The sequence below is a fragment of the Streptomyces sp. NPDC048420 genome, assembly GCF_040651535.1.
Classification (GTDB): Bacteria; Actinomycetota; Actinomycetes; order Streptomycetales; family Streptomycetaceae; genus Streptomyces.
Window position 1 is genome coordinate 1 of sequence record NZ_JBEZKG010000065.1, and the last position, 13,232, is coordinate 13,232.

The 13,232-nt window shown below is 67.0% G+C and carries 15 protein-coding genes and 2 pseudogenes; 7 read left to right on the forward strand and 10 right to left on the reverse strand.

Going from position 1 to position 13,232, the window contains the following annotated elements; genetic code table 11:
- Positions 1–208: 208 nt before the first annotated feature.
- Positions 209–610 carry a DUF3566 domain-containing protein gene (locus AB0D34_RS46955; protein ID WP_362674300.1) on the reverse strand — a complete coding sequence of 134 codons (402 nt, stop codon included), beginning with the start codon at positions 608–610 and terminating at the stop codon, positions 209–211.
- Between the two features lie 800 nt (positions 611–1,410).
- Here AB0D34_RS46955 and AB0D34_RS46960 point away from each other — a divergent pair.
- The 3 genes from AB0D34_RS46960 to AB0D34_RS46970 all read left to right on the forward strand — a co-directional run bounded on the left by AB0D34_RS46960 (position 1,411) and on the right by AB0D34_RS46970 (position 2,650).
- A complete protein-coding gene (locus AB0D34_RS46960; RefSeq protein WP_362674302.1) occupies positions 1,411–1,617 on the forward strand; it encodes a hypothetical protein in 207 nt (68 codons plus the stop codon).
- Between the two features lie 357 nt (positions 1,618–1,974).
- Positions 1,975–2,148 carry a hypothetical protein gene (locus AB0D34_RS46965; protein ID WP_362674304.1) on the forward strand — a complete coding sequence of 58 codons (174 nt, stop codon included), beginning with the start codon at positions 1,975–1,977 and terminating at the stop codon, positions 2,146–2,148.
- Positions 2,149–2,362: 214 nt separating this feature from the next.
- Complete coding sequence (locus tag AB0D34_RS46970; RefSeq protein WP_362674305.1) at positions 2,363–2,650, forward strand: hypothetical protein; 288 nt, start codon at positions 2,363–2,365, stop codon at positions 2,648–2,650.
- On the opposite strand, the gene AB0D34_RS46975 is transcribed toward AB0D34_RS46970, so the two are convergent.
- From AB0D34_RS46975 to AB0D34_RS46990, 4 genes are all read right to left on the reverse strand, one after another.
- On the reverse strand, positions 2,631–3,158 hold the full coding sequence (locus AB0D34_RS46975; protein WP_362674307.1) for a hypothetical protein: 528 nt from the start codon (positions 3,156–3,158) through the stop codon (positions 2,631–2,633). The two genes, AB0D34_RS46970 and AB0D34_RS46975, sit on opposite strands and share 20 nt — an antisense overlap.
- 83 nt (positions 3,159–3,241) lie before the next feature.
- Positions 3,242–4,870 carry an alpha/beta hydrolase gene (locus AB0D34_RS46980; RefSeq protein ID WP_362674309.1) on the reverse strand — a complete coding sequence of 543 codons (1,629 nt, stop codon included), beginning with the start codon at positions 4,868–4,870 and terminating at the stop codon, positions 3,242–3,244.
- 6 nt (positions 4,871–4,876) lie between these two features.
- Positions 4,877–5,509 (reverse strand): hypothetical protein, encoded by a 633-nt coding sequence (locus AB0D34_RS46985; protein WP_362674311.1) that lies wholly within the window; start codon positions 5,507–5,509, stop codon positions 4,877–4,879.
- A 200-nt stretch (positions 5,510–5,709) separates the two neighbouring features.
- Entirely contained in the window at positions 5,710–5,904 is a 195-nt protein-coding gene (locus AB0D34_RS46990; protein WP_362674313.1) for a hypothetical protein, read from the reverse strand.
- An 878-nt stretch (positions 5,905–6,782) separates the two neighbouring features.
- Here AB0D34_RS46990 and AB0D34_RS46995 point away from each other — a divergent pair.
- The 4 genes and pseudogenes from AB0D34_RS46995 (at position 6,783) to AB0D34_RS47010 (ending at position 9,600) form a co-directional block, all read left to right on the forward strand.
- Complete coding sequence (locus AB0D34_RS46995) at positions 6,783–7,820, forward strand: helix-turn-helix domain-containing protein (protein ID WP_362674314.1); 1,038 nt, start codon at positions 6,783–6,785, stop codon at positions 7,818–7,820.
- Between the two features lie 107 nt (positions 7,821–7,927).
- Positions 7,928–8,863, forward strand: a complete 936-nt coding sequence (locus tag AB0D34_RS47000; RefSeq protein WP_362674316.1) for a hypothetical protein — start codon at positions 7,928–7,930, stop codon at positions 8,861–8,863.
- 31 nt (positions 8,864–8,894) lie between these two features.
- Positions 8,895–9,173: pseudogene (locus AB0D34_RS47005) on the forward strand (DUF317 domain-containing protein); the annotation flags it as partial.
- A 142-nt stretch (positions 9,174–9,315) separates the two neighbouring features.
- Positions 9,316–9,600, forward strand: a complete 285-nt coding sequence (locus tag AB0D34_RS47010) for a DUF317 domain-containing protein (protein WP_362674318.1) — start codon at positions 9,316–9,318, stop codon at positions 9,598–9,600.
- A 340-nt stretch (positions 9,601–9,940) separates the two neighbouring features.
- Here AB0D34_RS47010 and AB0D34_RS47015 read toward each other — a convergent pair.
- From AB0D34_RS47015 to AB0D34_RS47035, 5 genes and pseudogenes are all read right to left on the reverse strand, one after another.
- Positions 9,941–10,737, reverse strand: a pseudogene (locus AB0D34_RS47015) (transposase family protein).
- A gap of 125 nt (positions 10,738–10,862) precedes the next feature.
- A complete protein-coding gene (locus tag AB0D34_RS47020; RefSeq protein ID WP_362674320.1) occupies positions 10,863–11,483 on the reverse strand; it encodes a dihydrofolate reductase family protein in 621 nt (206 codons plus the stop codon).
- Positions 11,483–11,989: an SRPBCC family protein gene (locus AB0D34_RS47025; protein ID WP_362674322.1), complete on the reverse strand. Its 507-nt coding sequence runs from the start codon at positions 11,987–11,989 to the stop codon at positions 11,483–11,485. The genes AB0D34_RS47020 and AB0D34_RS47025 overlap by 1 nt, the downstream gene beginning before the upstream one ends.
- A gap of 3 nt (positions 11,990–11,992) precedes the next feature.
- Positions 11,993–12,334 (reverse strand): metalloregulator ArsR/SmtB family transcription factor, encoded by a 342-nt coding sequence (locus tag AB0D34_RS47030; RefSeq protein WP_362674324.1) that lies wholly within the window; start codon positions 12,332–12,334, stop codon positions 11,993–11,995.
- 96 nt (positions 12,335–12,430) lie between these two features.
- Entirely contained in the window at positions 12,431–12,754 is a 324-nt protein-coding gene (locus AB0D34_RS47035) for a hypothetical protein (protein WP_362674326.1), read from the reverse strand.
- Between the last annotated feature and the right edge of the window lie 478 nt (positions 12,755–13,232).

Genomic DNA, 13,232 nt, shown 5'->3' on the forward strand with positions numbered 1-13,232 from the left:
CCCTTGTACGACAGCGACGCGCTCCCCACGGACGACCCTTCCCAGGTTGATCAATCCGCAGATCATCCCACCGGGCAGCCAACGTGACGGTGCCCTCACACCGGTTTCCGTTCGCGGGGAGCCTCGATGTGTGCGGTGTTCGCCCTGCGGCCGGCCTGCCACCGCACCAGCCGTCACAGGAGAACGGTCGCGGTCGCTGCCTGCGGGCTCAGGCTGCCGGCCTCCGACGCACACCCGACCGCACGGCGAGGCGGAAGCGCCGGCGGTCTCGTTCCAGCACGGCTCGAAGTCGTGCCGAGCCGGGGCGCTGTTCGGCCTGTCGGCGCAGCGTGAAGTGCACGCCTCCCGTGTGCTGCGCCGCAAGGTTGTAGAAGAAGGCGATCATCGTTGCGAGCGCCGTTCCCAGGACCGTTTCCACCAGCACGGTGACGGTGAGGAGGGTCAGTCCCCACACGGGTGAGGGCCCTGGCTGCCCCGGGCTCACCGCATCGGTCATGACCCACGACAGACAGGCGGCCACGGCTAGGGCCACCCCCACCCCAAAAGACACCAGGGCGCCGGTCAGCGCCACGGACCACAGGTCGATCTCCGCCACACGCAGCCGCGTCATGGCCGCCGGGGACGACCCAGAAGACGGCGGCGACGCCCGCCCAACATCACCGGGCGCCTCCACGAGGACGTGCGGTATCTGCGGCGTGGGCTCAGGCGGCCGCGCGACTGGCGCGCTGTCGTCCGGAGTCGGCGCCGTCTCGACGCCGGTGCTGTGGGCTGCAGCCGTGTCACCTCTGGCGCCGCCGGCCGCGGGCACGGTGGCACGGCGTTGGTTGTTCGGCCCTTGCCGCCGTCTTCCCGGGGCTGTGCCCCGCTGAGTGCGGGCGCGTTTGTCGCGAGCGCTCTTGGCCCGGCCCATGCTGCTCTCCTCACTTGTCAACGAGAATGCCTCAAACTGATGGCGGCCAGATGCCGCACGCCAGTGCACGCAGCGCCGCCCCCGACCAACGGCACACATCCAAGGCGGGTCCTACCGGTTTCCCGCCGTGATCTGCGTCCTGCGCCAGGCTCTCCAGAACGCCTGAGACGCCACGCCGTGGTCCGCTGGAACGCTCGACTCGCAGCGGACAGCGCCAGTGGCCGATGTCTCGCCAGCGGACAAAACCGACGGTAGGCGTACGCCCCGACCCCTGCATCCCGAATGTCCGCCGCTGCAGCGGCTCACGGCCCACTCCCACTGCCGAACCGGACGCGTTCGCTCTGAACGCTACCGACGGCCGCAAACATGGGCAGGCGCCCAGGGCCGGGAGGGGGGGGCGGGGGTCCGTTTGTCACTCCAACGGCCCACGTCGGGCGGTGCACTCCCTTCGGGCAGGGTCTGCTGGGAGTCGAAAGGCATCCCGCTCAAGGAGGCCGATCATGTACGAGATGCGTCCCGGACCCAACCTGCCCGGTTCCACCGTGGTGTGGCACGTCACCGCCAAGCAGACAGCGATCGGCCTGTGCGGACAGCAACTCCGTGACCGAATGCATGCCTCACAGGCCGAGCAGGCACGCCACTGCCCCGCATGCATGGCCGCCTTCGCCCAACTCGTAGCCACAGTGCCGCCCGTGAAAACTCCGTGACCCCGTTCCTGCCTCCCGCACAAATTGGACGGGCCGGGCATTCCCCCGACGGACCTGGCTTCGGCACCCGTCACCGGTCCCGGCCGGCGACCATGGTGCGCCAGGAAAGTCACGGACGGGGCCTGTTCCCTGTCAAGTTCAGCGTGTTGAAGTCGGGCACGTTGGAGTGTGCGTTCGGCATGACTTGAGGGCTTGGCAGAGCGCCTCCCGAGTACGGCCGCTTGTCAAGCCCTGCCTGACGAATTCGGAGGTGTTGCTCGCCCAGTTCGCCACGCCCATCCGGCACCTCGTCGGCCTCCACGTTCAGCAGCACGACCTGCGCAATAGTCGCTGAATTCCGGCTCAGCGGTAGGCGTCTTGGCCGACGGGACGGATAAGAATCTCGTTGACGTCGACGGTGGCGGGTTGGGTGACGGCATAAAGGACCGCGCGGGCGATGTCGCCGGGTTCGAGTTTCGGGTCGTGGGCGCGCTCGGGCGGGATGCCGCCGATGTCGACCAGGCCGGGCTGGATCAGAGTCGGGCTGTGTGACAGCTCTGGCTACACCGTCACCAATGAGTGGTGTGCATCGTGAAGTCGCAGGTCACGGGTCTGGTGTGAATGGCGAGTTGGGTACTCGTGCCGGTCGGAGGCCCATGACCATGGCGTAGATCATCGGGCAGGTCCAGCTCCGGCGGGATACCGGGTTCGGCTGCGTCCATGTCCGGCCGCCTCCGCCTACGATCCGTCAGCAGGTCGGCACGCCGTGAGAACGCGAGAGGGCGCGGGGATGCAGGAGCGGCAGTGGATCACCGCCCGCCGGAGCGAACTGGAAGCCATCGCCGAGGAGTTGGCCAAGCAACTCCAGGAGGTCCAGGCCGAGCGCGATGAACTGGCGATCGCGGAGCGAGTGCTGAACCGCCTGGCCGAGCAGGCCTGGGCCGACGCCGGGGCTGTCGCTCCGATATCGGCGAAGGTGGCCGGGCGGGCAGTCCTGTGTTGCACGAAACGGGACGCCATCCACAGCGGCCCGCTCAGAACTGCTGTTGCTTGACTCCGGGCGGGAGGAAACAGGGCGTGGAGACGGAGAGCCGTAGGGTGCCGGGTGGGTTCACCGAGTCTGCGACGAGGAGGGTGCCCTCCTTGTCGTTCCTGCCGTACAGGATGGATTCGGGGACCTCGGGCCGCTCGGTGTGGCTGGTGATGCGCACTCCGTTCGCTTCGAGCGCTTTGCGGATCTTGCGGACGGTGGCGATGTGCTGGTCCTCGGGGAGTTTGGCGTAGACGGTGTAGGTGAGGGTGTAGCGCCCGTCCTCCGCCACCTCGTCGTTCTGGCCGAGACAGGTCTCGAAGTCATGCCTCGGACCGGGGCAATCGGTGATCTTCACCTCTGCGTAGTGCGCCATGGCCGCGGTGTACTCCTTGGCCCACGCCAAGGAGTCCGCACGGCTCTTGCGCGGCAGAGGTTTGTTGATGTCGTCCTGCTGCTCGGACATGCAGGCTCCGGTGAGGGGGAGGGACAAGAGGATCAGAGTGGTCAGGTAGGCACGTTTGCGGAACATGGGCCTCTGGAGTGTGCCGGGCCGGAGTTACGCCATGGTGCGGCGGCTTCGTGCACGGGTGAGCGGGTCGGCGGGGCGGGCGGCTACTGAGGGGGCATGTACCAGGGCCTGTAGGCGCTGGGCTGCCGACCAGCGATGATCCTTCCTTGGTTGTTCAGGCTCTCACTGCAGTCGTCCCAGTACCCCCTGTGGCCGCTGGTGTCGGTGTTGAACCGGAACCCACCCCAGTCGGCATCGGTCGGGTCGCCGCCGAGGGTGAGGCCCTGGGCCAAGTTGATGTTGTCGTCGCTGGCCTGGCCGACGTAGACATGGCCTGGGGCCACGTTGAGCTGGTCGGCCCTGTCCACCGTCATGCCGGGGCTGCCGACAACTGCGATGCTGTCGGCGTCGAGACCGCCGTCGCCGGACGCCGCGGCTCCCACGGTGGTGCTGCCGTAACTGTGACCGAGCACCGTGAGGTTCGCGCGCTCACCTTCATGGGAGGCGCGCAGGCCGTGCGTGAAATCCCTCAGGTCCTGGGCGCCGGCCTCGGCCCGGTCGTCGTCAGCCACTTCGGTGTTCCAGGCTTCGGTGACAGGGACCTCGGGGGCGTCGTAGCCGAGCCAGTACACCACGGCGGTGTCCGCGGTGGAATCGGCACCCCTGGCTGACAGTTGCAGTTTCTCAATGCGGTTCAGCTGACTGTTGGTGGAGTCCATCGTGGTGCCAGTGCCCGGCACCTGGACCGCGACATTGTCGGCCGTGTCTGGGTTGCCCATCGCGATCACCACCTTGCCGTCGCCACCCGAGTCGTGGTTGAGCAGGTAGAGCCGCTTGTCCTCGGGGGCGCCGTCGCGTTTGTCGAGCTCGGCCTTGAGGACTTCCAGATTGTGCCGACGCTCGTCGCTGCCCTCCACCGCAGACAAGACCCCTATTTCCCGTTTCTGCTGACGGTTGAGTTCCTGCTCCAGGCGCAGCCGGTTGGCCTCGTCGCGTACGTCGGAGGGCAGGCCGTCGGTGGTGCCGATCAGGTCCGGGTAGAGAGTGGTGTACTGCCGTTGCTGATCGGGATCGAGGCCCTTCCACCACTCGGCGGCGTCCTTGGAGTTGTCGGGTATCTGCGGCTCCTTGACGCCGAGCCGGTCCATGACCTTGTCGACGTCCCCTGCGGACTCCGCGGCCATTTGCTTGTTCTTTATGTCCAGGATCTCGCCGTTGAGCTCAGACAAAGCCTTCCGTGCCTCACCGCTGGCGGCCAGTGCCTCGTCCAGGATTCGGTTGATGCGCACCTGGTAGTCTTGGAGCTGCGCATCCATGACCTGACGCTCATGGCGGGTCTCGTCGGACTCGTCCTTCTGCGGCGTCTCCCACGCTTTCGGCAGTCGGACGGTTCCGTCGTCCTCAATCCGGAAGTGCTGAGCCTCCGCGTCTTTGACCTCGGCTCGCAGGTCCCTCTGGGCCTGCTCCATACGCTGCAGGGTCGTCTCGAGAACCTTGGCGATCGCCATCGACTCGGTTTGCGTGATCTGGATCCTGGTCTCGATGTCCTCCATGAAACGCAGAGCGTTCTCGGCGTCCTCGCCTTCCCAGGAGGCGTGCAGTGGCCCGGTGACCTTCATACGGTGAGAGTCGAAGGCGTCGTGCATGTCCTTGGACATCTTTTCCCAGGAAGCACCCGCGGCCTTGAGATCGGAGAAGTCCTGCTTGAACAGACGGGAGAAGACGGAGGTCATGGCCGATCATCCAAAGGGGTTGAAGCGGTCAGGAGCTGGGCCTTCATTACGCGCGGGTCCGCCGTGAATTTCTTCCGGGTGGATACCCGGAGTGGCGGCCGGTTCGGCGTTGAGCATGTCGTCGACGCTGAGCGCGGTGCCCGGCGCCGGGGCCACATCGTGCACTTCGGGCTGATACGTCGGCATCGCGGGACGCGCGTCCTGGAAGTCATCGAGCTCAGGTCTCGCGTTGTCACCGGGTACGGGTCCGCCCACGCCGAATCCTCCCGGTGTAGCGGCTGTGGGAATTCCCGGCCTGGCCGCGGCAGGCGCCGACATGAAGCCGCCGTGCCCCGTCCCGTCGAAGCGCTCAAAGTCCCCCGCCACCATCTGCTCGTTCCACTCGTGGGTCGAGGCTGTGCTGTGAAGGTTGTACGAGCCCATGTCCAAGCGGTTATACAGCCCGTTGAGCCCCAACTCCCAGCTTTCCGCGATCTCCTGGAGCTCCGCGCCGACGGCCCATCCCTTCAGGGACTCCGCAGCATCCTTGGCATCCGCGATCGACCTGTCGATTGGGCCCCTGATGCTCTGAGCGACGGCATTCTGCGCGCTCGCGGCCGCATGCAGATCCGATGGTTTCACTCGTAAGTTGTCGGCCATCCGTGCCAACTCCCCCGTGTCTACGAACAATTCAGAGTAGGCTAACAACGCAGGCGTTCGATCGGCTACACGACATACCCGTTACATAGCCATACCCGGTAGCCGTCTCAGGAAAAGCGGCTTCCCACGCCCACGCGCACTGAGAACTCATTGAGAGCGATGGCGGTTTGGATCCTGGAGCGGCAGACAGAATCGGCAGCTCAGGGCTGTCGGGCCGCGTCCCGCGGTGTCGCCACGGACATGACCTCGTCCAGTGGTGTCACCACGGGCATCGCTTCGTCCAGCGGAGCCGCGACGGGGGTGTGGCCTTCGGCTGCCGCAGCTGATGTGGCACCGCCGCCCGCGAGAGTGATGGCGATCCCGATGGAGTACAAGAGCTTCTTTGCACGCGTCATGGTCACCCTTCTTCGCTTATAGCGGCACGACTCGGTGTCACGGCCGTGCCGCCGAAAGTGCATACCGAGGTCCCTCTTATACTGACGAGCCACCTGAGTGGGTGTCGTCGACGGTGAATCCGCGTCAACTTGCCATTGTCCACGAGGTGGCTTTTCTCACTTCCGGACACTTCAGTTGACAGCTCACGGATCGCAATTTGCCTTGGCGTCGTTGTAGTTCCGCCACCCCGCGCCGTCGTAGCTACCGGGAACCTCACTGTCGTAGTCGTCTTTGAGAGAGATCGAGACGCTAATGCAGGCATTCTCACGCAGGTTGGTATTGCGCTGCCTGCACTGGACTCGGCGCAAGCGTCCATGAAGCCAGACAGGCCAATACTGATGTGGCTGCTCCTAACCATCGCCGCCCAATCCATTCTTCCTCCTGCGATCGGGTTCATTACGATGCGACTCGGCGTCACGGTCGGAGTGGCCGAGAGTCCGTGTCGGAGTCACCAACAGACTGCCGGACGAATGGCGAGGGTGTCGTTAGCGCTGAGTCGCCGGCGGCTTGGAGATGCGTCTACTCGAGCCGAAGAGTCAGCGCTGGTTGCGGTAGTCGCTGGGAGGAGTGCCGCAGCAGTCGCGGGCTGGATCCGCGGCAATGAGCGCAGCCGCCGGTCGATGGCGGTGCCCCCGCGATGCCGACTGCCGGACGGGTGGCAGCCTCACGGCTGGCCACATTTGGCGCCTGTGGACCGGCACCCGTTGACACGGTTGCTTGGGTAAATTTAGCCTCCACCCCAGGGCTTGACCTGCGACTTTAGCTAGATAAGCAGGGACGAGGAACGTCCGACCAGTGTCCCTCGTCCCTGCCCGGCCGCATGCAAACGGGGTTTTTGATGATCGAGAAGGTGTTCCGGAGCGACGACGTGCCCTCGGTCGATCGCTTCGATGCGTGGCGCAAACGGCTGGCCAGGGATATCTCCCCTCTCAACTCCCACAGCGACCAGGGGAACGCTTTCCGGGCGGAGACACGCCTGCTCAGGCTCGGTGACTCACGTGTGTGGTCCACAGTCGTGGACCCGACGGCCATCCGGCGCACACCGGAACTCACCCGGCAGTCCGATCCGGGGGTCTACACGCTGATCCTGCCGCTCAGCGGCGGAAACGAAGTGGCCCAGGCCGGCCGGGAAGCCGTCCACGGCCCCTTCGACATGCACGTCCTGGACCCCTCCCGGCCCGTTCGGCTTCGCCTCCTCGGCAACCCATCGGTTCACCTGATCGGGGTCGACGTGCCCAAGGCCGGTTTTCCGCTGCCCGCTGCTTGGATGGACCAGCTCCTCACGCGACGATTACCGGGCCGGGAAGGCGTCGGGGCCCTGTTGTCGGGTTTCCTGCTGCAACTGACCCACGACACCAGCTCATTCCGGCCGTCCGACAGTCCCCGACTGGAGGCGGCACTCCTCGAACTGCTGACCGCTCTGTTCGCTCATCACCTCGACGCGGACGGCAACAGCGTACCCAACAGCGCCCGGCGGGCCCTGGTCCTGCAGATCCAGACATTCATCCGCCAGCATCTCCAAGACCCCCGACTGACCCCGCCGACCATCGCCGCCGCGCACCACATCTCCGTCAGCTACCTGCACCGCGTCTTCCAAGGAGAGGGCATCACCGTCTCATCCTGGATCCGTGAGCAACGTCTGGCGAACGCCCGCCGCGATCTGGCCGACCCCACGCTACGCAGCACTCCCATCCACATCATTGCCTCTCGCTGGGGTTTCCCCCGAGCCGCCGACTTCAGCCGGGCGTTCCGCAACGCCCACGGCATATCGCCAAAGGACTACCGGGACCACGCCTCAACCCAACTCCCACCGCCTCCCGCGCGTGACACTCGCCAGGTAGACCCACCTCACCGCCACCAGCCTCGGCTCCCCTAGGGTTTGCGGCAATGTGATGTGGCAGAACTCGTCAGAGAGATGTGCGACGGCAAGCACCGGAGCACGCCGGCTGGGGAAGCAGAGAGAGCAACAGGGGGCTGATCCCGATGGGGCAGCAGGGAGTCGACCATTTCGCGTCTTGGGAGCGCGACCGGCCTGGAGTGCCCTTCCTGACCGATTGCGCAGCCAGACTGCGCGCACTCGGGCGAGAGGCTGACGCCGAAGCAGTCAAACTGCTGACCGAGGGTTCTTTGGCGGAGGCAGAGACGTGGTTCCGTGCCGCTGCCGAACAGGAACCGGAGGCGGAGAGCCCGAGCAAGTTCATGTTGGCCGGGTTTCTGGACCGCCACGGGAGGGACGGTGACGCCGAAGGCTGGTACCGCCGGGCCGCGCTGGCGACCGACGGCAGCTACGACGTGCTGCCCGCCGCGGAACGTCTGGGCGATCTTCTCTCAGCACGTAGGGCGTACGAGGAAGCCGAGACCTGGTACTGCCGGGCCTACTACGGTGACGACCCACCCGGTTCCGTCGAGAGGCGGCCCTTGGAAGAGCGGTTTCGACCGATCGACTTCGCGTACAGGCAGCCCGGGGTCGCTCATAAGCGGGCTGCCAACCTGTTGGCCATGGGGAAAGTGGCCGATGCCGATGCTTTCCTCGCCGAAGCTGAGGACTACCAACGCCGGAACCCGTCCCGTGGGCTGGCGGAAGTCGTCACGACAGCGGTGCTTACCGGCGCGCTGGTTCCCTTCCTCCAGACAATGGTGAGCAAGGCGGGAGAGGACAGCTACCAGGCGGCGCGGGCCATGATCCATCGGTGGGCCACGATGCTCCGCCGATCACCGGTCCCGCCCCCCGAAAGCCCCGGGGAACAAACAGGAATGGAAGGCGTGGTGCTGCGGATATCCGCTCACGTCTCCAATGATGCGCTGCGGCAACTGGCCGACCTGGACTTCACCGTGATCCGACAGACCATGGGGGACGCTGTCGAGGTGTCCTGGGACGAGAGCTCGCAAGAGTGGAAGATCACCCCAGTCCACCGGTAACTGTGCGTGACCTCCAGGTTGTATCGGCTCGATGTCCCTCCAGCCCCACCGGTCTTCCCGGAGGCGGCTGGTTGGGGATCAGTCTCAACACGCAGGACTTGACAGGGAAAACACGTGGAACGACAACACCACCGTCGCCACCCACGAGTCGCTCACCCTGCGCATCCTCTTCGACCACGAAGCCCACGCCCGGGACGCGCAGTGGACCATCGCCGCCTACGAGAGTCCGGTCAGCGACCGCATGTGGCACATGACCATCACGCCCGCCACCCCCCAACCCATCCTGGACACCCTGCTCATGGTCCTCAGCCACGGAGATGGCTGGGAGACCGCGCTCGGAACCCCCCTCACCGACAAGACCGTCGCCCAGGCCACCCGCCCCCCTGGCCGACGCAGGCTGGACACCCACCGTGGACGGACACCGCTTGTGCTGGCAAACCCAGGCAACCGACGTGGGCGTGCAGTTCGACGCCTTCGCCGCCAACACGCCCCACCAGCCCCTCGACACCTGGACCATCTGGTCCGGCCCCAGCATCAACCAGCCCACATGGGCCATCCGCGCCTCCGTCTACACCCCGGCCGGCCTCCTCGCCGACCTCGCCGAAGAACTCGCACACGGCACCGGCACCCGCCTCCACCGAAGTCCCGGCACGCCCCGGCAGCTGCCCCACCACACCACGGTGCGCCCCGCCACCCCGCCACCCGGGCGGCAACCCCAGGCCGGCCGACCGCGCTGACCGGCGAACACCGCCAAGGTCAAAGCGGGCACGAGGACGCCGCGGAGCCACCCGCACCGTGCCGCCCGTCTGCGCCTCCGCACAGGCTTGCGCTGCACTGAACGCCGGTGCCCGGCCCCGCCCCGCCAGCCCGGAGGGCTGGAAGGCTCCTGGATTCCCCCTTCAGCGCACTCTCGCCAGAGCCCCTGACCCATAAGGTCGAACCAGCGGCCGTGCACAGCAAAGGGAGCCTCAATGAGCACGGTGCATCGTGAAAGCTGCACGTCAGATGGCCTGGTGTGCGTAGGCGTCGGGAGGCTCGGGCAGGCCCGGAGCGTTAGTCCACCGACAAGATCGTCCGTCAGCGGGCGACCTCCCGGTTCGTCAGCACCAGCAGGGCCCGCACGAGTGCAGTCGCCCACCTCGGATCCGTGCGGACCTTGCCGAGGACACGCCAGTTCTTGAGATGGGCGAAGCCGTGCTCGACGGGCGCCCGCACCGCGGCCAGTGCCTTGTTGGACAGCTTCTGACCACGGGTCAGGGGCCGGTTGCGGGCGGCCTTGTAGCCGGTGATCACCGCCGGGTCGGCGTCCGGACCGGCATCGTCGAGTCCGACGAACCCCAGGTCGGCGATCGCGCCGAGACCGGCCGCCCGCAGGTGAGCGGTGAGTTTGTCGTGCCGGCAGACGGTGATCTCCGAGGCGCGTCCGGGCCGCACCGCGGAGACCCATACCAGTCGGCCGCGGTCGTCGGTGAGGGCGATCACGAGCAGGCCGTGGCATTTGTGCTTGCCCGAATAGTTCTTCCGGTTCTCGGTCCCGGTGCGCCGCCGGGTGGGGCGATCTTCCTCAGCGCGCGGTCCAAACGCGGGGCGCGGGCGGCCAGCAGACCGACGACTTCCCGCACCCAGCGGGTGACGGTGGTGCGGTGCACCGCGTTCCCGCCTGCCAGATCGCCGGGCCGCTGGTCACAGCGCAGGACCGCCAGCACGATGCCGGCGATCTTACCCGCGGGCTGGGCCCGCCACCGCGAGCCGATCTTCTTCAGGTGGCCGCGTATCAGGTCGGCGAGATAGTTCAGGGTGGCGCTCGACAGCGGCAGGCGGGCGGTGTAGACAAGTCCGTCAGGACCCTCGGTGAGACCGTTGTTTTTCTTCACACCAAACTCAACTGCCGCCGGGGGCCCGCCAGTTACGCAGCTATTCACAGTTGGCCGTGGTGGCCTGCTGATTCAAGCGTGTGCGCCGTGGGTGCTCGGGTCACTGAGGTGGAGTGGTGGCGCGGCTACCGTGGGTGCACGGCGTAGGTCAGGTGCGTCACCCGCGACGACGGCTCCGAACGGACCGGCTCCAGCGCGACCCTGGACGCGTCCACGCCCTCGAACAGGCGGATTCCGGAGCCGAACAGCACGGGCGACAGCGCGATCGAGAACTCGTCGATCAGGCCCGCGTTCACGTACTCCAGGATCGTCGCGCCGCCGCCCGCGATGCGGACGTCGCGGTCGCCGGCGGCCTCGCGGGCCTGGTCGAGCGCGGTCTCGATGCCGTCGTTGACGAAGTGGAAGGTGGTCCCGCCCGGCCGCTCCCAGGGGTCACGCTTCTCGTGCGTCACGACGAAGACCGGCGTGTGGAACGGCGCCTCCTTCGGCCACATCTTCACGCCGGCGTCGAACATGCGCTTGCCCATCACGCTCGCGCCGGTGCGCTCGAATGTCTCCCGCGCGATGTCATTGTCGCGCCCTTCCTCGCCGCCCTCGCCGAGCTTCAGGTTCTCCCGGAAGAACCGCAGCGGGAAGATCCACTGCTGCAGTTCCATCCACTGCTGCCCCATCAAGTCCTCGGGGGACTCGGGCGCGATGAACCCGTCCAGCGACATCGACACGCTGAAGAACACCTTCCCGGCCATCAGCCCTCCGCGCCCTTCCGAACGATCCCGGTGACGTAGGCAGCCAGGTTGCTCAGAGTCTGCCGGCCGCCCTCGATCGCGTGGTACTTCTCGACCGCCTCGTCGCGCAGCTCCTTGGTGGGGAACAGCGTGCGCATCTCGATCCGGGTCACCGCGCCGTCCGGCGCGAACGTGAGGACCGACTCGAAGGCGTTCGGGTCGCCGCGGGACTCACCGTGGAGCAACGCGATCCGCTCCGGCGGGGCGATCTCGGTCCAGGAGATCCACTCCTGGTAGTCCGTCCCGTCCGGTCCGTGCATCACGAAGTCCCACTCCCCGCCGACGCGGAACTCGAACGCCCGCGTGGTGGTGGTGAACCCCTCCGGTCCCCACCACCGTGACAGGTGCCGCACCTCGGTGAACGCCTCGAACACCAGCTCCCGTGAGGCGCTGATGGCCCGGGAGATCACGATTTCGCGGTCGGCCGTCGCTGACTGCGCCGACGCGCCCCGTCCTGTCGCTGCCATCGGTCACTCCTCCTGTTTTGCCTGCTTGAGGTCCTGCACGTACTCGTCCAGCCGGTCGAAGCTCTCATTCCAGAACCGCTCGAATCCGCCGGTCCACTCGTGGACCGGTCGCAGCCCGCGGGCGTCCAGGCCGTAGAGGCGCTGCTTGCCCGCCCCGCGGACCCGAACCAGCCCCACCTCCCGGAGCACCCGCAGGTGTTTGGACGCCCCCGGCTGAGTCATCCCCAGCTCCTGGGCCAACTCGGTCACCGGCCGCTCACCCGCCCGCAGCAGCGCCAGGATGTCCCGGCGCTGCGGCTCGGCGATCGCGTTGAAGACGTCCGACGTCGTCGCTGCTCGTGCCATGACAGCTACCATATTCCCATATCGGAATACGTCAAGCCGGTTGGGATCGGGCGAGTCTTGTCGGATGACGATTGCAGGCCCCCCGGCCCCGCCCAGCTATGGACGTGCGGTGAACCGCCCGTCAGGGCGCTTGTGCAGCCAGCCGCGGTCGGCGAGCTTGGTCATCTTCGCCCGCAAAGGTTCCAGCTTGCCGCGCACCGCGGTGTCCAGGCCCACCCGCTCACCGACCGCCCTGACCTGCACCGGGCCGTCAGCCTCCCGCACGATCGCAAGGATCTTGCGGTAGTCGCCGGGCAAGGCGCCCTCGTCGGCCGCGTCGCTGCGGTGCGGGATGAGCAGTACCGCCCGCCCGGCCACCTTCGCCGATACCGGATCGATAGCCTCGGCGTCGGCCTGGACCTGCTCGGCCAAGCGGTTCAACACCCGCTCCGCGATCCCCAGTTCATCCCGCTCGACCTAGACCTCCTGGAGTTGCTTGGCCAACTCCTCGGCGAGGGAGTCCGGTTCGCTCCGGCGGGCGGTGATCCACTGCCGCTCCTGCATCCCCGCGCCCTCCCGCGTTCTCACGGCGTGCCGACCTGATGACGGATCGTAGGCGGGGGTCGGTCACGGGCGCAGCCGAACCCGACATCCCGCCGGAGCCGGACCTGCCCGATGATCTACGGCATAGACAACAGCCGCCGACCGGCACGAGTCCCGGAATCGTCACTCACACCAGACCCGCGACCTGCGATTTCACGATGCACGTCACTCAATGAGCCCATGGAGCGGTGCACCACGCTGTCCAACGGCATTCTGGCCGTTAACCTCAAAGTTTCGTGACAGTCCGCCGACGGAGTCGGTGGACCGTTTTCGTGCCGTGGTCTGAGGCTGTGCAGGCCGAAGAGCCGAGTGACGC